Source organism: Gilliamella sp. Lep-s35 (genome assembly GCF_009795845.1).
Lineage (GTDB): Bacteria > Pseudomonadota > Gammaproteobacteria > Enterobacterales > Orbaceae > Gilliamella.
Genome location: NZ_WTEX01000005.1, coordinates 78,582 through 96,596, shown reverse-complemented (window position 1 = coordinate 96,596; position 18,015 = coordinate 78,582). Strand labels below are relative to the sequence as shown.

The window sequence follows — 18,015 nt, the reverse complement described above, 5'->3', positions numbered from 1 at the left end:
TTAGTCTATCATATGTAGAAATCCATTGGTTATTATGCCTAACATTAAAACGGGTGAAGGTTGGTTATATTTGTCGGTGATTATCGATTTATATGGACGAAAAGTGATTGCTAGGCAAACCAGTCGCTACATAGACCGTCATTTAGTATGTAATACATTAAAACAAGCCTCATTTCGGCGTCACTTTCCTAAAAATTTACTCATTCATAGTGACCAAGGAAGCAAGTATTGCAGTGCTGATTTCAAGCAGTTATTGTTACAATATGGGCAAAGGCATAAGTCAAAAAGGCAACTGCTTTAATAATGCGGTTGTTGAGAGTTTTTTTCCATACACTCAAAACACATATTATTCATGACTGTTACTACAAAACGAGGAAACTGGCTAATATTTTGACGAGGATCACAATCAATAAATATTTAGTGAGGCAAAAGATAGACAACAAAAGCATAAATACTTTATCCATTTTTATAATAGCTTTAAACCGTGTAAATCGATTTAAGGGAAAACGCCTTATGAGTTTTTAGAGAATTATTCTAATCAGGATGTTTAAACAACTCGGCGTTTCCCTACAGTTTATGCCTTTTAAAAAATTTCATGAAAAGATCTTTTATAATTTCTTATATATTCGATAAATATAGTATGGAAAAAATAAATAACTACGAATAATAACTAATATTTTTCTAAAAATTACTTTAATAACTTTGGTTTTTTTATTAACCTGTTTCAAATGAGGAATATTGTTTTCTTTTTGAAAATTATATAACCGTTTAAAAAAATCGTAATTTTTATCTTTTGCCATATTTAAGTAATAACGTTCATCGCTTTCAGGAAAAATATTTAGATCTAAATCAAATATTAATTTATCATTACAATAATTTAAAAAATTAATCATTTTTTCTTCATTGTTATTGCATTTTAATATTACCCATTGAATCATAGAAACTAACTTTGAAATAAAAAGTTTCTTATGGCCAACTAAATTATTAGTTTCAAGTAATTTAAAATAGAAATATCTCATTGCATCAATTACATCAAATAATTTTTTTTCATGATTTGCTGTAAAATAAGTTTGATGCATTATCGAATTGCTTCTAAATACATAATTATATAGATTACAATCAATCCCATACAAATTTTTTGACGAACAAAGGTATTGTAAAATAAATGCCATATCATCATGATAATGACCTGACGGAAAATCAATATTAAATTTATCAATAATACTTTTTTTGAAGATTTTATTCCAAAGGACACTATTAACTTTATGTCTTAGCTCAAAATTTAAGGAATGATACCCAAAAATATCTAGTTTATGATAATTAATATCATCATCACGTGCGTCATATGATTTTTCGTATTTTACTATATTACAATTACACATAACCATGTCGACATTCTTTAGCCTTATTGTTTCTAACATTTTTTCGCACATAGTTGGCTCATACCAATCATCGCTATCACAAAACATGATGTATTCACCTCGTGCAATAGCTAGTCCTCTATTTCTAGCTATTGCCGGGCCTTTGTTTTCTTGAATTAACAAAATGATCCGTGAATGCTTATTAGCATAATCTTTTAAAATGTTAGGCGACTCATCAATGGATCCATCATCAATACAAATGATTTCTATGTTAGATATTGTTTGGTTTAATAAACTATCTATACTTTTTTTCAAATATTTATCACAATTGTAAACAGGTACAATAATTGATATATCTAATGACATTATAGCCTCATAATATTCAAATTAAATGGTTATTATTTTACAATTAATTAAACGCGCCTCTATATACATCAATAAAGTTATTCAAGACAATAAATTTATAATGTTAATTAATCGTTCTACTACAAAATCGCATATAAATCCACTTTATTAATAATATTGATTTTCATTTAGTTACCTATTCTGCAATATGAAAACCCAAGTTTATTAGCAACATCACAATTTAGAAGGTTACGAGTATCGAAAATATTTTTAGTTCTCATTGTTGATGCAATACGGCTTAAATCGTAATTTTTAAAATCATCCCATTCAGTTAAAATTACTAAAATATCTGCCCCATGAGCTACTGAATACATGTCATCAGCATAGCAGATTTTATCGTCAAGTAACTCTTTAGCATTTGCCATTCCTTTAGGATCATAGGCAATAATTTTCATCTCAGATTTTAATAACTCTGTAATAATTTCCATTGAGGGGCTTTCTCGGCAATCATCCGTACCACCTTTAAAAGCGAGTCCTAATACTGCAATTTTAGCATTTTTGACATTACTTACTTTCGCAATAATTTTTTCGGCAATATTCTGTTTACGTTTTTCATTGCCTTTTATTGCCGCATCGATCAGTGTAAGCTCCACACCATTTTGCTTAGCCATAAAATGCATGGCATGAGTATCTTTAGGAAAACAGCTACCTCCATAACCAGGACCAGGATTTAGAAATTTATTACCAATACGAGAATCTAATCCCATCCCTTTGGCTACCTCATCTATATCTGCATGCGCCTTTTCACAAAAGTCAGCCATTTCATTGATATAATGAATTTTCATCGCTAAAAATGCATTAGAAGCATATTTGATCGTTTCGCTTGATCTTCTTTTTACAAATAAAATTTTTGATTTTTCAGCGAATGGTTTATATAACTCAGTTAATATTTCTTTAGCTTTTTCTGAATCGGTTCCTATCACAATGCGGTCTGGATTGAAAAAGTCATAGACGGCAAAACCTTCTCTCAAAAATTCAGGCAAAGATACCACATCAAATTTTGCTTCTGGATTTCTTTTAGATATTAACATTTCAATATCATCACCTGTACCAACAGGAACGGTTGATTTAGTTGCAATAACCGTATAACCATCTAGATACTGAGCAAGTTCAGTAGCAGCCGCATGAACATATTTCATATCGGCTTCTTTAGTCACTGGATGTGGTGGTGTGCCCACTGCAATAAGGACAATATCTGCCCCTGCAACCCCTTCTTGCATAGAGGTAGTAAATGAAATATTTCCATTTTTTAGATTTTTCTTTAGTAATTCTTCTAAACCATCTTCAAAAAGGGTAACTTCACCTTTTTGCAATTTTTCTATTTTTGACTTCTCTCTATCAATACAGATAACTTTATGGCCTAATTCTGCTAGCCCAACACCCGTAGGCAGTCCTACATATCCCGTACCAATAATACCTATTTGCATTATTTATCACCTCTATTATTCATATTCATTTATTATTTCAGATTTAAAATATTCAATCGTTTTGTCTAAACCATGATCTAAATCAACCTTTGGTTGCCATGATAATTTTTCATTCGCTAGAGATATATCTGGTTTACGCTGAGTAGGATCATCTTTAGGTAAGTCACAATAAACAATTCTAGAAGTTCCACCAACTTTGGCTATTACTTTCTCAGCTAATTCTTTTATCGTAAACTCACCTGGATTACCTGTATTTACTGGCCCCACAAAATCATCTGAAGTTTTCATCATTTTGATAATTGCATCAATTAAATCATCCACATAACAAAATGATCGAGTTTGTGTGCCTTGTCCATAAATGGTGATATCCTCTCCACGTAGTGCTTGGCAAATAAAATTACTTACTACTCTTCCGTCTTTAGGATCCATTCTAGGACCATAAGTATTAAAAATACGAATAACTTTTATTCTTACATTTTCTTCACGATAATAATCAAAAAATAAACTTTCTGCACAACGTTTTCCTTCATCATAGCAAGCTCTTATACCATTAGGGTTTACATTGCCACGATAACTTTCAACTTGAGGGTGAACTAACGGATCACCATAAACTTCTGATGTGGACGATAATAATATTTTGGCATTTTTCTCTTTTGCTAATTCAAGTAGATTAACAGCTCCATAAACACACGTTTTTGTTGTCATTATGGCTGCTTTACCCTGATAAGCAGGAGGCGAGGCAGGACAAGCTAAATGATAAATTTCATCCAAATATCCATCAATTTCAATAGGATTAATAACATCATGGTTGATGAATGAAAAATTTGGGTGATCAATGATACTTGCCAAGTTTTTCATTCGACCTGTATAGTTATTATCAACACAAATAACTTTATTTCCTTCATTGATCAACCTTATACATAAGTTTGATCCAAGAAAACCGCTCCCACCTGTTACCAAAATGCTTGCCATTTATAATCTCCAATTGAACAAAGACGTTATGATTTTTAGTAAAAATGAATTACTATCTTTAATTTAAATTGATTTAAATTGATTTATCTTTCTGATTAAGTATGAATTAAAAAATATTATATTTTTATTTTAAGTTAACAGATACTGAAATGAACAACAAATCTATTTTCATGTCCTTTCAAATAAGCGAAACCTTATTCAACTTAATAATTTTTGGGGGAGTATAACTATATTATCGTATTATTGACAATATTTTTTGTGATTTTTTTGTAATTATCTATAGTAATAATAATCTAGTGTTATAGAAATCCATGAATAGTTTCTATAAATAACGAATTAATTCTTTAAATTTAAATAAAAATATCAATAAAAATTCTATCAACATTTTTTTAAATAGGAAATAGCTTATTAAAATAGTATAATTTTATCAATTTGTATAGTAATCTTTCCTAAAAATAGAAAGTTAGAATATAATAGCGTTATAATAAATACTCATAACTACATAAATGAAAATTACGGCTATAATCATTTTATACAATGAAAACATTAAAAATTCTAAAACTTTCGAATCATTATTAAATTCAGATAGAAGTGATATTACTTTAAATGTAATTATATGGAATAATGGCCCAAAAGCACTTAATTTACAAGAATGTAGACAATATAAATCTATTTGTGATAGTAAGAATATTAACCTTTCAGTCTATGAAGATCTTCACAATATTGCTTTAAGTAAAATCTATAATTTTTTTATCAACCAAGAAAGTTTTGATTTTTTCACTATTTTGGATCAAGACTCAATATTAAATAATGATTTTTTCCAAAATATTAAGATAAATAATGATTTTGACGTCATTGTTCCTCAAGTTTATTCTGCCGGATGGATTTCAAAAGAAAATTCATTATGTTTCCCGATATATCATGAAAATCGAAAAATTTTTGATAAAAAAGTTTTTACCATGGGAGAAATTGAGTCTATCTCATCTGGATTAACGCTATCTAATCAATTAATAAAGTACATAAGTAAAAGTAAACAAGAGATTTTTAACGAACGCTATGCACTTTATGCTATAGATACCAGTTTTTTCCTTGATTTGATAGAATTAAAACAAACCGAATTTAAAGGAATATGTGTAGGTAAAATTAACCATTCTTTAGATTTTAACTTACAAGATCGAAAAAAAATAAGCCCTATGAGAAGACTAGAAATGGAATATTCAAAAGTATTAAACAAAATTTTTTATGATAAAAAAAGTCGTTTAAATGTCTTTTTGTACCTACTTAGAAAATTTACAAGAAGAGAGTATTCATGCTCAGAATTTCTCAAATTAGCTAAATGTCTTTTTAGGAAAAAACACCCTCGTTCTTGTATACCTCTAACAATGAATCAATTACTCTAAATAGATGCAAGGAATCACATCCATTAATGCTTTGTTCCAATCAGATGCTTTTATATCTAACTGTTTTATTTTATCCATATTTAAAACAGAGTATAATGGCCTTTTAGCCTTAGTTGGATATGCTGAGGTTAAAATTGGCTTTATTGTTACGTTACTATTAGTCATAAAATTCAATTCATGAGCTGCTGCAAATATCTTAGATGCGAACTGGAACCAACTTACGTACTCATCACCACAATAATGATATATACCACCTTGAATATCATTCATTAGCATTTCTAAAATCGTTTTAGCAATATCACCAGCATAAGTTGGACATCCTAACTGATCATCAATAATGGTTAATTCAGGTCTAGTTTGACTAAGCTTTAACATCGTTTTGACAAAATTATTGCCATATTCACTAAAAACCCAAGAGGTTCTAATTACAATTGCAGAGGAATAATTGTCTAAGAGAGATAATTCACCAGCTCGTTTAGTCTCACCATAGACATTAACCGGATTGGTTAAATCATCCTCTAAATAAGGAGAACGTTTAGTCCCATCGAAAACATAATCGGTCGAAACATGAACTAGTTTTGCATGATATTTTTTAGCAGCTGTTGCTAAATTCTTAGGACCGACAGCATTAACTTTATAAGCTAATTCATATTCATCTTCTGCTTTATCCACTGCTGTATATGCTGCGGCATTTACAATGGCATCAGGTCTATGCAAGGCAACAAAATTATCAACAACTAAACCATCAGTTATATCTAATTGCTGGCTGTCAGTGGCAAGTAATTGCCAATCTGAAGGAAAGATATCTTTAAAACAATGGCCTAACTGACCATTAGCACCAGTTAACAAAACTTTCATCAATTAACTATAACTCCTGTAATGTTTTACCTAACTTATCTTTTGCCGATAGTAATGGATTTGAAATCGGCCAACTAATATTTACTGTTGGATCGTTCCACAACAAACAGCCTTCTGACTTAGGGTCATAATAATTAGTACATTTATATTCAAAGTCAGCAATATCTGACAGTACCGCAAAACCATGAGCAAGCCCAGGAGGAATCCACAACTGTGTTTTATTTTCTTCTGTTAAGGTAACACCAACCCACTTTCCATAAGTTGGAGAATCTTTACGAATATCGACAACCACATCAAAAACTTCACCTCGAACAACTCGAACTAGTTTACCCTGAGGGTTTTCCTTTTGAAAATGTAATCCTCTTAACACATCTTTTTGTGAACGCGAATGGTTATCTTGAACAAAATTAAGTTCTATACCTAACATTTCTTGATACCGTTTTTGTTCGAAAGTTTCAAGAAAAAAGCCTCGTTCATCACCAAACACTTTCGGTTTTATAATTTTTACATCCGCAATATTCGTTGAAATAACTTCCATTTGTCCACCTATTTTATTGTTCTATCAATCTTGCTAAATATTGCCCATATAATGTTTTACCTGAACTAATGGCTTCTTCTTTCACCTGTTCAGCACTGAGCCAGCCATTACGATAAGCAATCTCTTCAAGACAGGCAACTTTGAGTCCTTGTCTTTTTTCTATTACTTGAACAAACGATGACGCTTCAAGCAAACTGTCATGTGTACCTGTATCAAGCCAAGCAAAACCGCGTCCTAGGATCTCAACATTTAACAGTCCTGCATCCAAATACATCTGATTAAGCGTTGTAATTTCTAGCTCACCACGATGAGATGGCTTGACTTGTTTTGCCATTTCAACCACATTTTCATCATAAAAATAAAGCCCCGTTACAGCCCAATTAGATTTTGGTTTAATTGGTTTTTCTTCAATTGATAATGCTTTAAAGTTTTCATCAAAATCAACAACCCCAAATCGTTCAGGATCCACTACCTGATAACCAAAAATTGTTGCACCTTCTTTTTGAGCTGCAACTCTTACCAATTTTTTGCCAAAGCTTTCGCCAAAAAATAAATTATCACCTAACACTAAAGAACAGCGTTGTTTTTGAATAAACTCCTCACCGATTAAAAAAGCTTGTGCCAAACCTTCTGGCTTAGGTTGCTGTGCATAACTTAGTTTGACACCAAAACGGGAACCGTCACCTAGCAATCGTTGAAACATAGGTAAATCATCGGGTGTTGTGATTATTAAAATATCACGAATACCGGCAAGCATGAGTACAGATAAAGGATAATAAATCATAGGTTTATCATAAACAGGTAATAACTGTTTTGAAATACCTCGAGTTATGGGATAAAGACGGGTTCCTGACCCACCAGCTAATACAATACCTTTCATAAAGTTACCTATATTAAATAATTCCTTGTCGTGATCTTGCATATGAGCCATCTTTAATATGATCACACCATTGTTTGTTTTTGAGATACCACTCTACTGTTTTACGCATTCCTGTTTGGAATGTTTCTTGTGGTTTCCAACCCAAATCTTGATAGATCTTTGATGCATCAATAGCATAACGTTGATCATGACCTGGCCGATCAGTAACATAAGTAATCAGATCTTTATAACACTTAACGCCATCAGGCTTATTTGGAACGAGTTCTTCAAGTAATTCACAAATAATATTTACAACATCAATATTTTTTTGTTCATTGTGCCCACCGATATTATAAGTCTCACCTACTTTTGCTTTAGTAGCAACAAGATAAAGTGCTCTTGCATGATCTTCTACATATAACCAGTCTCTAATTTGCTGACCATTACCATATACAGGTAACGGCTTACCTTCAAGAGCATTAAGTATCATTAATGGAATGAGTTTTTCTGGAAAATGATAAGGTCCATAGTTATTTGAGCAATTAGTGATAATTGTAGGTAAACCAAAAGTTCTATGCCATGCACGGACTAAATGATCACTTGAAGCTTTCGATGCCGAATATGGGCTACTTGGCGAATAAGGCGTTTTTTCAGTAAATAAATCATTAGTTCCATGTAAATCACCATACACTTCATCAGTTGAAATATGATGAAAGCGAAATGTAGATTGTTTAGTTGCCTCTAGCGTTTTCCAATAAGCCAAAGATGCTTCTAATAGAGTATAAGTACCTATTATATTGGTTTCAATAAATGTAGAAGGATTATCAATAGAACGGTCAACATGACTTTCTGCAGCTAAATGCATAATAATATCAGGTCGAAAATCAGTGATTATAGAATCAAGTGATTTTCGGTCACAAATATCAATTTGCTTAAAATGGAATCGTTCGTTTTTAGATATCTCATCTAATGATTCCAAATTCCCAGCATAAGTTAATTTATCAATAACCAATACTTCATCATTAGTCTGTTCAATAATATGTCTCACAACAGCAGAACCAATAAAACCAGCTCCTCCTGTAACAATCACTTTCATTAATTAATCCTCTAAAATCTTATGCACGGAATAATAATAACAAAGCCAATAAATAGCAATATTTAGAATTAGGTATTAATCGTTACATTTTCAAAAAAGAACTGAATTTCTCATCATTTTGTAAACATTGTATTCGTAATTCTTTATATGTTATATTGTTACAATATTTTTACCGCTTAGTTTGTTCAAAATCAACATGAGAATAAATGTATTAACTGTGCTTTATAATTGCACTCTATCTGATTCTGCAACGTTAAAATCAATTTTACAAGCAAATTTGGAATCCACTAAATTAAATATGATTATTTGGAATAATGGACCAACTTTACTTGAAAAACAAGATATTAATAATTATCTAAAATCAAATCAAAAAAAAGGAATAACAACATCAATTTATCAAGATGTCCGAAACCTATCATTAAGTAAAATTTATAATCATTTTATTAATAAAATAGATTATGATTTTTTTGTTATTTTTGATCAAGATTCTAATATTGATTTTTCTTTCTTCCAAAATATCTATCATAATAGTCAATATGCAATTATTTGCCCAGCAATTTTCCCTAAGCAAAAATTTGACAAGCAATGTTTTCCTTCTGATTTTGAACAAAAAGAGAAAGTTGTACCTTTAGGGGAATTCAGCCTAAGCAATACCAGAACCATCAATTCTGGTACCGCATTATCAAAAGATTTAATTGATAAATTACTAGTTAATCATCATTATGTTTTTGATGAAAAATTTGCTTTTTATCATACAGACCATCGATTATTTGATTTAATTCATGCAACACCACAAACTGCGATGTTAAAAGGCTTATGTATAGGAAAAATGTATCATGATATGACTTGTGAAGTTTCCTATGATGAACTTAGTGAACGTGCAAGACTTGAAATCGCTTATGCAAAAATGTTAATGCGAATGTATCGATCTCGCAATCCTAAAATTGAAGTACGCCGAAATTTATTTTATGCTCATAAAATGAAGAAAAAAGACAATTTAAGTTTTAAAAGCTTTTTAAAATTGTTGAAATGTGTAATAACAAAAAAGCATCCTCGTTCATACGCATCCATAGACAAAGATGTCAAACCTACTAACAGCAATATTTCTTCTTAAAAGATATTTTTACTATGGAAAATGAAAAATTAATACTTAACCTTTCTATCATTATTCCTTGTTATAATGTTGAAAATTACATTGAACAGTGTCTCAATTCTATTGTTCAACAAACTGTTCAACCTAAAGAAATTATATGTATAGATGATGGTGCTACTGACAACACTGCTAATGTTATTCAAAAAATCGCTCAAAAATCCTCTTATATAAAATATATATATCAGAATAATCAAGGAGTTAGTCAAGCTCGAAATGTTGGAATTAATCAGGCTACAGGGCAATATATTCAATTTGTTGATCCGGATGATATTTTACATCCTAATTTATTTGCAACATTTTTAAAAGTTTTAAACATGAGTAATGCTATTGAGTTATTCTATTTTGAAAACCAAAACTTTGAAAAATTAGAGAATCTAGAATTTAATAATAATGACAATAGTTTAATCAGATTTAACACGGGTAATGAGTTATTTAAGTATATAGTTGAAAATAAAAAATATCCTAGCGCATGTTGGAAATATATTTTTAAAAAGGAAAAGCTCAATTTACGATTTGAAGGAAGAAATCACGAAGATCACTTAATAACATTAGATGTACTATTATCTACAAATTTAACTTATTACTCAAAAACGCCTTTATATTATTATAGAAAAAGAGCTAACTCATTAACTAGCAATAAAAAAATAAGTACACAATATATTGAATTGTTTTCTCAGGTTATTAATAAGTGTACAAAATGTATACAAAAAAGTAATCTATTACCAAACACAAAAATACAGTATATAAATTTTTTACGGTCTGATTACCTTTTTAATATCAATATCTATTATTTATATAAAGAAAAACCACCTATAATAGAAGTGTACATGCATATATATACACGATTATTTATAAAAAATAACGCAAAAAAACTGAGCAATATATTGTATATAATGCGTTATGGAATGAGGCACAAAATACCTTTAAAACATATTATGATATTTATAAGAGCTTCATTGAATAAAGACATTAATTTTATAACTAACAAAATAAATGCCTTACTAAATTAACATTCATAGAGTATAAAACAAGCAAATATTCCTCGCTTGTTTTATATAAAATTCACCGCCCTATCCCATAATCTCTCAACTTATTCGCTATCGCCGTATGCGATACACCTAATCTTTTGGCAAGTTTTCTTGAGCTTGGGTATTTGTCATAAAGTTTTAATAAAACCTCTTTCTCGAATTGTTTAGTCATTTGATCTAATGTCTTATTTTCAATATTGTTAGTCCAAGACAATTGCGTTGGAGTTGAGGTTGGTAATACGATATCTTTAGCGGTTAGTTTAGGTGTTTTCAATTGTGCCAATGCCGAATAAAGAATATTTTTAAGTTGCCTTACATTACCCGGCCATGAATAACTCTTCAAATAATCAATAGCATTATCGTCAACTGCTGGCGGTGTGATGCCTTGTTTATTGGCAAATTCATTCACAAAAATACCCGTAAGTTGAGTCATATCATCTTTGCGTTCTTGTAAAGAAGGTAGATTAAGCGCTAATACATTTAGCCTATAATAAAGATCTTTTCTAAATTTTCCTTGCTCAACCAAATCAGCCAAATCAACCTTTGTTGCGCAAATGATTCTAACATCGACATAAACCTCGTTATCGTCCCCCACACGACGAAAATAGCCATCGTTGATAAAACGTAATAACTTAGTTTGCATTTGAAACGACATCTCATCAATACCATCAAGCAATACTGAACCGCCATTGGCTTGTTCAAAAAAACCTTTTTTACTCTCAATTGCGCCGGGGTAAGCACCTGCAGCATGACCGTATAACTCACTTTCAACGACTTCATCAGGCATGGCTGCACAATTTAAGGCTAAAAAAGCCTGATCGCCACGGGGACTATATTGATGACAAGCTTTAGCCAATAAATCCTTACCGGTACCTGTTTCGCCAGATATTAATAACGGTTCACGTTGCATAGAAAACACTTTCGCTTGTGCAATGAGTTTTTGCATAACCACGCTTTGGGTAGCAAAGATATCAAAAGCATGGCAAGCCACTACGGTTATTTTTGATAAGCGTTTTTTTAGATAATCAATAGGTTGTAAAATAAATATTGTTTTAGATGATTCCATCACCTTTTGCAATAAAAAGTGCTGAGAATTTAAAACAATAATCGTATCATCTTGCTTATCAATATTAACAGTATTATCAAAACTGAAAATCAATTGATAATCAAAAAGTTGTTTTAATACCAAAGCCTTAGGCCCCAACAATACCCTAGCAGTATCATTATACGCAATCAGATGTTGATTATGATCAATTTCAATGATGGCTACTTGCATAATTTGCCCACTTCTCATTAAGTTTGATTAAATTATCTCGGCGATTTTGCCACTTAGGATTTTTTATTAATTCATCATAAGTGATTTTGGTATGAGCTAATAAGCATTTTGCTTTATCTGATGTTAGCGGACTAACCTTATCTAACGCCATTAACTGCTCTAAAATAGCCATCGTTCCTTGCCGATTATTACAAGCCAAAAGCAGATCACAACCAGCAGCTAATGCAGCTTGGGCACGCTCAGCGTGATTCCCCATTATTGAAGCACCTTCCATTGATAAATCATCAGAAAAGATTACACCATCAAAATGTAATTGCTCACGAAGCACTGTTTTAAGCCAATATGGCGAACCGCTAGCAGGTTTATCATTAAAGGCAGGATAAATAACATGCGCTGGCATAATCGCATCGAGTTTTTTATCAGCAATAAGCTTAGCAAATATTTGCATATCATGTTCAATCAATGATTTTTCACGATGATCAACGGGCGTTTCTTTATGCGAATCGGCAATCACATGCCCATGCCCAGGAAAATGCTTGCCTGTTGTCTTCATCCCTGCTGCATGCATACCATCAATCATGGCAGAAGCAACTTGATAAGCAATATCGACATCTTGATGAAATGAACGTGTACCAATGGCTAGACAATCATGTCCCAAATCTAAAACAGGGGCATAGCTTAGATCGATATCAAACGCAATTAACTCCATAGCAAGAACCCAACCCGCATCAAAAGCCAAGGACTTTGCTTGCTCTAGGTTATTAAGTGCCGCAAACGATTGCGCAGGAGGAATTGCTGTAAACCCCTCTCTAAATCGCTGAACTCGCCCGCCCTCATGATCGACCGAGATTAATAAACGTTGTGAGCTAGCTGCTCGAATTTGTTTAATTAATTCGTATAGTTGCATAGGATCTTGGTAATTTCGGCTAAATAAAATTACCCCTGCCACCAATGGATTTTGTAACAACTTTTTATCGTCTTGGGTTAATGTTAAACCATCAACATCAATCAACAACGGCCCCATTATTGATTATCTCCAATTTGTTTTGATTGTGCATTACTATTGGCATTACTATTGCTATCAGACGGTTTTGGAAAATCTTTCGACGCAACTCTAGTTAATATTTCGCCACTTTTCGTTGAAAGTAATTCCATAGCTAAATCGGCATCAGTACTTTCGCTTGGCACTTTATAAATTGTTGTAAAAAGGACATAATTTGCATTCATCGACTTAGCTAAACCAATCATCTTACCTCGTGACACAAGCTTATCATCAGCCGAAATACCCAGTGATTGTTTAGCTTGGCTTATCGCTTGTTGATCAACTACAGTGAACGTATTTTGTTTATGCATTAATTGATGTAATGCATCGGCAATTTTATTATTGGCAAGATAATCACCACTACGGTTTTGGATATCGCTAATTAAAATCAACTTATTATCTGAGTCTAAAGATGACGAACTCACTAATTTACTGATAAATGGTGATAATATTGAATGCCAATCAGTCTGCCTAACAATTTGCGGTGGTGTTTCAATCACACCAGTACCATCAGGTTGATTAGCATCAACAGGCGGTTTTACTTCGGTTTTTTGAGAGTTCCCAAGAAGATGACAACCCGCTAACAAAAAAGCTAATGAGCTAACAACAAATATACGTTTGATCTGTTTCATATCATGATTAACCTATTAATCTACCTAAATTTTTACCACCTAATAAATGCATATGAAGATGGAAAACCTCTTGTCCTGCATCTTTATTACAATTCATAATTAAACGATAACCGCTTTCATCAATACCTTCTTGCTTGGCAATTTTAGCAGCAACTACCATCATATGCCCAATAACAGCTTCATCTTCTTCTTGAATATCATTAACGGTTGGAATTAGTTTATTTGGGATAATCAACACATGAGTCGGCGCTTGAGGAGAAATATCACGAAATGCTGTCACCTTATCGTCCTGAAAAACAATATCAGCGGGGATTTCTTGTCGAATAATTTTACTAAAAATAGTTTCCTGAGCCATCAAACCTTTCCTCTTATCTTACTTATATAGTTATACAAACATCTATTAATAACAATTCTATTGCGCGAAAGCATATCATATTTTACTAACAAAAATGTATAGAAATCGTTACATTTTACAATGCATTTTTACAACCACAAAAATCGGTCAGAAAAGGGATTGATTTTATTAAAGTTTTTCCTGCTTTTTTTGACGCTTTTTCAAAAAAATTTCATAAAAAACAGTCATAAAAACAGATACTTCCTATCAACTAAAAGTGACACTGTCTTACAAAGAATCTTGCCATATTCATTTGTCAAACCCAATAACTTGATATATAATGCCCCGTCGATTTCAACCGCCTATTTTCATGTTCCTTGCTTTCAATGGGTTGCGGTTGCCCCGACAGAAAGCTGATTAATCCGTAGGGAGCGATAATGCGTCATTACGAAATAGTATTTATGGTTCACCCAGATCAAAGTGAACAAGTACCGGGTATGATTGAACGTTATACTGGTACGTTAACCACTGATGGTGGCAAAATCCATCGATTAGAAGATTGGGGTCGTCGCCAATTAGCCTATCCTATCGAAAAACTGCACAAAGCACATTATGTGTTAATGAATGTTGAAGCAACTCAAGAAGCGGTTAACGAACTTGAAGATAACTTCCGTTTTAATGATGCAGTAATTCGCAGTTTAATTATGCGTACTAAACATGCTGTAACTGAAACTTCACCAATGTTAAAAGCGAAAGATGAGCGTCGTAGCTCTGATGAAGAGTTTAACGAAACAAACATGGACGATGATTCCGAAGAATAATCGTTTAACGTTATCGGGTATTGTTATCAAAACACCGATACGAAAAGTCAGTCCAAGTGGGATATCACACTGCCAGTTTTATTTAGAACATGTTTCTGAGCAAATTGAAGCAGAGCTCACAAGGCAAGCATGGTGCGTCATGCCCGTCATAGCCAGTGGACAACATGAGTTAAGTTACATAAAAAAAGGCAGCAACATTTTAGTGAGTGGATTTATAAGCACCCACACTAAACGCAACAAAACAAGCCAACTTGTTTTACATGCTGACCAAATTAAACTATTAGGAGAATAGCCAAATGGCACGTTATTTCCGTCGTCGCAAATTCTGCCGTTTTACTGCAGAAGGCGTTAAAGAAATTGATTATAAAGATGTTTCTTTATTAAAAAGCTATATCACAGAAAGTGGTAAAATTGTACCAAGCCGTATTACAGGTACTAGCGCAAAATACCAACGTCAACTAGCTCGCGCAATTAAACGCGCTCGTTACTTGGCATTATTACCATACACTGACAACCATCAGTAATTAGCAACAGAGGGAACATATAATGCAAATTATTTTACTCGACAAAGTTGCTAATTTAGGCAGCTTAGGTGATCAAGTTAATGTTAAAGCGGGTTATGCGCGTAACTTTCTGATTCCACAAGGTAAAGCAGTAGCAGCGACTAAAAAGAACATCGAATTCTTTGAAGCCCGTCGTGCTGAACTAGAAGCAAAACTTGCTGAAACTTTAAAAGCAGCTGAAGAACGCGTTGCTCAAATCAATGCACTTGGTAAAGTAACTATTACTTCTAAAGCTGGTGATGAAGGTAAATTATTTGGTTCAATCGGTACTCGCGATATCGCTGATGCAGTTAAAGCGCGTGGTATTCAAGTATCAAAAAGCGAAGTTCGCCTGCCAAATGGTGTATTACGTACTACTGGTGAACACGAAGTGTTATTCCAAGTACACAGCGAAGCATTTGCTAAAGTTATTGTTGATATTATTCCTGAATAATCATCCAACAATAAATACAAAAAAACCCGTTCAAGTGACGGGTTTTTTATTATTTATTTTACAATGATTGATTTACCTCGACCTCGAATATCTGATACAGCTTCGGGTTTATTATCAGTTATTTTTATAGCTTGAATATCACCACTAAAATATTGTTGTTTAAAATGATAGCCCATCTGTTTAAGTTTGTCTTTTAACGCCTCGGGTACTTTATTTTGAAAACGTTCAATAAAAATAAGATTCGCCGGTAATAGTTGGTGATGATAACGCGGAGCATCCATTGCCGCTTTTAATGACATATGATTATCAAAAACATTAGTGACAACTTGGAATATTGATGTAAAAATTCTTGAGCCGCCCGGTGTACCAATAACCATAGCCACATCGTTATTTTTAATAAAAATACTTGGCGTCATTGAAGATAACGGACGTTTATTAGGCTCGATCGCATTGGCATCTTTACCAATCACGCCAAATTGATTCGCCACGCCTGGTTTACTACTAAAATCATCCATTTCATTATTCAATATAATGCCTGTTCCTTTTACGACAACCGCGGAGCCAAACCAACCATTAAGTGTATAAGTATTTGACACTGCATTACCCCATTTATCCAAAATCGAAAAATGGGTTGTCTGTAATTTTTCACGATTATTATCTAAACCCGGTTTAACTTGTTCAGTAACAGAAATCGCTTTTGGATTAACTTGTTTCGCTCTCTGCGCTAAATAATTAGTATCAATCAATTCAGTGACAGGTACAGAGATAAAATCAGGATCTCCCATATATTCGGCTCGATCGGCAAAAACACGTTTTTCTATTTCTGCTAACAAGTGAATATATTGCGCTGAATTTACTTTTACCTCTTTGAAATCATTCGCTAAATATTGTTTCATTAATAATAATTGAATTAAACCAACACCTCCTGAGCTTGGCGGTGGAGCAGTAACAATCTGCATATCATGCCAGTTAGCAATTAAAGGATCTCGCCATTTAGCTTGATAATTGGCCAGATCACTTTCGCTAATTAGTCCATCATTTTCTTTCATTTGCTGGGCGATTAATTTAGCTGTTTCGCCTTTATAAAAGCCGTCACTACCTTGATTTGCAATACGCTCTAATACTTTGCCAAGTTCAGGTTGTTTAAATACCTTTCCTGCTTGCATAGTACCAAAGTATTGCTTAAAGTAACCATTAGCAGGCGCCACCTCTAATGTTTCTTGATAACGTTTAACTAGCTGTTTATCTACAGTAAATCCTTCATTGGCAAAATAAATAGCAGGAGCCATAACCTCTTTCCAAGATAATTTACCAAAACGTTGATGCACAGCCCACATACCAGCAACAGTTCCAGGAACACCCGATGCTTTGTGAGAATATAAACTTAAATTAGGGATCACATTTTTATGTTCATCAAGATACATATCTTTATCAGCTTTACTTGGTGCAACTTCACGATAATCAATAAAATAAGGCTTACCGTCCATCCAAAGGGTCATAAAACCGCCGCCACCAATGTTACCCGCTTCAGGATAAGTCACAGCAAGCGCAAAGGCGGTAGCAACTGCTGCATCAGCCGCATTGCCCCCTTTTTTCAATATTTCTTGTGCAGCGATTGCACCATAATAATCGGGCGAAGCAACTGCACTAGCTTTTAATTTTTGTTTTATGTTTTCAACAGCAAGTACTTGTTGGCTTATCAGTAAAAATACAATAAAGTAGCAATAATTTATCAACTTACGTTTAAGATAGAACATTTTGCACCTCCTAATAAAAGTATTATTTATCTTACCCACTTACCCCAAAATACATAAAAA

20 protein-coding genes are annotated in these 18,015 nt (G+C 32.7%); 8 read left to right on the top strand and 12 right to left on the bottom strand.

Translation table 11 applies throughout. From position 1 onward, the window contains the following. Positions 1-34: 34 nt before the first annotated feature. Complete coding sequence (locus GQ590_RS03760) at positions 35-301, top strand: DDE-type integrase/transposase/recombinase (protein ID WP_160406765.1); 267 nt, start codon at positions 35-37, stop codon at positions 299-301. 307 nt (positions 302-608) lie between these two features. Here the strand turns inward: GQ590_RS03760 and GQ590_RS03755 are convergent, their stop codons facing one another. From GQ590_RS03755 to GQ590_RS03745, 3 genes are all read right to left on the bottom strand, one after another. Then, positions 609-1,727: a glycosyltransferase gene (locus GQ590_RS03755; protein ID WP_160406763.1), complete on the bottom strand. Its 1,119-nt coding sequence runs from the start codon at positions 1,725-1,727 to the stop codon at positions 609-611. Positions 1,728-1,894: 167 nt separating this feature from the next. Beyond that, positions 1,895-3,193 carry a UDP-glucose/GDP-mannose dehydrogenase family protein gene (locus tag GQ590_RS03750; protein WP_160406760.1) on the bottom strand — a complete coding sequence of 433 codons (1,299 nt, stop codon included), beginning with the start codon at positions 3,191-3,193 and terminating at the stop codon, positions 1,895-1,897. 15 nt (positions 3,194-3,208) lie between these two features. Beyond that, positions 3,209-4,165 carry a UDP-glucuronic acid decarboxylase family protein gene (locus tag GQ590_RS03745; protein WP_160406757.1) on the bottom strand — a complete coding sequence of 319 codons (957 nt, stop codon included), beginning with the start codon at positions 4,163-4,165 and terminating at the stop codon, positions 3,209-3,211. Between the two features lie 506 nt (positions 4,166-4,671). Between GQ590_RS03745 and GQ590_RS03740 the strand changes: the two genes are divergently transcribed. Next, positions 4,672-5,565, top strand: a complete 894-nt coding sequence (locus GQ590_RS03740; RefSeq protein WP_160406754.1) for a glycosyltransferase — start codon at positions 4,672-4,674, stop codon at positions 5,563-5,565. Here GQ590_RS03740 and rfbD read toward each other — a convergent pair. Genes rfbD through rfbB form a run of 4 tightly spaced genes read right to left on the bottom strand, consistent with a single transcriptional unit; the run spans position 5,557 to position 8,916 of the window. After that, complete coding sequence (rfbD, locus tag GQ590_RS03735; RefSeq protein WP_160406751.1) at positions 5,557-6,423, bottom strand: dTDP-4-dehydrorhamnose reductase; 867 nt, start codon at positions 6,421-6,423, stop codon at positions 5,557-5,559. The two genes, GQ590_RS03740 and rfbD, sit on opposite strands and share 9 nt — an antisense overlap. 7 nt (positions 6,424-6,430) lie before the next feature. Next, entirely contained in the window at positions 6,431-6,961 is a 531-nt protein-coding gene (gene rfbC / locus GQ590_RS03730; protein ID WP_160406748.1) for a dTDP-4-dehydrorhamnose 3,5-epimerase, read from the bottom strand. Between the two features lie 13 nt (positions 6,962-6,974). Continuing rightward, a complete protein-coding gene (gene rfbA, locus GQ590_RS03725) occupies positions 6,975-7,841 on the bottom strand; it encodes a glucose-1-phosphate thymidylyltransferase RfbA (protein WP_065626154.1) in 867 nt (288 codons plus the stop codon). A 13-nt stretch (positions 7,842-7,854) separates the two neighbouring features. Then, positions 7,855-8,916, bottom strand: a complete 1,062-nt coding sequence (gene rfbB / locus GQ590_RS03720) for a dTDP-glucose 4,6-dehydratase (RefSeq protein ID WP_160406746.1) — start codon at positions 8,914-8,916, stop codon at positions 7,855-7,857. Between the two features lie 196 nt (positions 8,917-9,112). Between rfbB and GQ590_RS03715 the strand changes: the two genes are divergently transcribed. Continuing rightward, positions 9,113-10,030 carry a glycosyl transferase gene (locus tag GQ590_RS03715; RefSeq protein ID WP_160422535.1) on the top strand — a complete coding sequence of 306 codons (918 nt, stop codon included), beginning with the start codon at positions 9,113-9,115 and terminating at the stop codon, positions 10,028-10,030. A gap of 14 nt (positions 10,031-10,044) precedes the next feature. Next, the gene (locus tag GQ590_RS03710; protein WP_160406740.1) at positions 10,045-11,079 is read left to right on the top strand and encodes a glycosyltransferase; all 1,035 of its coding nucleotides are present in this window, start codon (positions 10,045-10,047) and stop codon (positions 11,077-11,079) included. 52 nt (positions 11,080-11,131) lie between these two features. On the opposite strand, the gene GQ590_RS03705 is transcribed toward GQ590_RS03710, so the two are convergent. The 4 genes from GQ590_RS03705 to GQ590_RS03690 are packed head-to-tail and all read right to left on the bottom strand — an operon-like array spanning position 11,132 to position 14,402. Further along, entirely contained in the window at positions 11,132-12,373 is a 1,242-nt protein-coding gene (locus GQ590_RS03705) for a sigma 54-interacting transcriptional regulator (RefSeq protein WP_202112858.1), read from the bottom strand. Further along, the gene (gene nagZ / locus GQ590_RS03700; protein WP_160406735.1) at positions 12,354-13,397 is read right to left on the bottom strand and encodes a beta-N-acetylhexosaminidase; all 1,044 of its coding nucleotides are present in this window, start codon (positions 13,395-13,397) and stop codon (positions 12,354-12,356) included. Before nagZ ends, GQ590_RS03705 begins: the two co-directional genes overlap by 20 nt. Then, positions 13,397-14,047, bottom strand: coding sequence for a hypothetical protein (locus GQ590_RS03695; RefSeq protein ID WP_160406732.1), 651 nt, complete (start codon positions 14,045-14,047; stop codon positions 13,397-13,399). Before GQ590_RS03695 ends, nagZ begins: the two co-directional genes overlap by 1 nt. Positions 14,048-14,054: 7 nt before the next feature. Then, complete coding sequence (locus GQ590_RS03690) at positions 14,055-14,402, bottom strand: HIT domain-containing protein (RefSeq protein ID WP_160406729.1); 348 nt, start codon at positions 14,400-14,402, stop codon at positions 14,055-14,057. Between the two features lie 416 nt (positions 14,403-14,818). Between GQ590_RS03690 and rpsF the strand changes: the two genes are divergently transcribed. Genes rpsF through rplI form a run of 4 tightly spaced genes read left to right on the top strand, consistent with a single transcriptional unit; the run spans position 14,819 to position 16,198 of the window. Next, complete coding sequence (rpsF, locus tag GQ590_RS03685; protein ID WP_160406727.1) at positions 14,819-15,202, top strand: 30S ribosomal protein S6; 384 nt, start codon at positions 14,819-14,821, stop codon at positions 15,200-15,202. Then, complete coding sequence (gene priB, locus GQ590_RS03680) at positions 15,186-15,494, top strand: primosomal replication protein N (RefSeq protein ID WP_160406724.1); 309 nt, start codon at positions 15,186-15,188, stop codon at positions 15,492-15,494. Before rpsF ends, priB begins: the two co-directional genes overlap by 17 nt. A 4-nt stretch (positions 15,495-15,498) precedes the next feature. Further along, complete coding sequence (gene rpsR, locus GQ590_RS03675; protein WP_025314965.1) at positions 15,499-15,726, top strand: 30S ribosomal protein S18; 228 nt, start codon at positions 15,499-15,501, stop codon at positions 15,724-15,726. Positions 15,727-15,748: 22 nt separating this feature from the next. Next, positions 15,749-16,198, top strand: a complete 450-nt coding sequence (gene rplI, locus GQ590_RS03670; RefSeq protein ID WP_160400066.1) for a 50S ribosomal protein L9 — start codon at positions 15,749-15,751, stop codon at positions 16,196-16,198. Positions 16,199-16,251: 53 nt separating this feature from the next. On the opposite strand, the gene ggt is transcribed toward rplI, so the two are convergent. Beyond that, positions 16,252-17,955 carry a gamma-glutamyltransferase gene (ggt, locus tag GQ590_RS03665; protein WP_160406721.1) on the bottom strand — a complete coding sequence of 568 codons (1,704 nt, stop codon included), beginning with the start codon at positions 17,953-17,955 and terminating at the stop codon, positions 16,252-16,254. Positions 17,956-18,015: the final 60 nt, after the last annotated feature.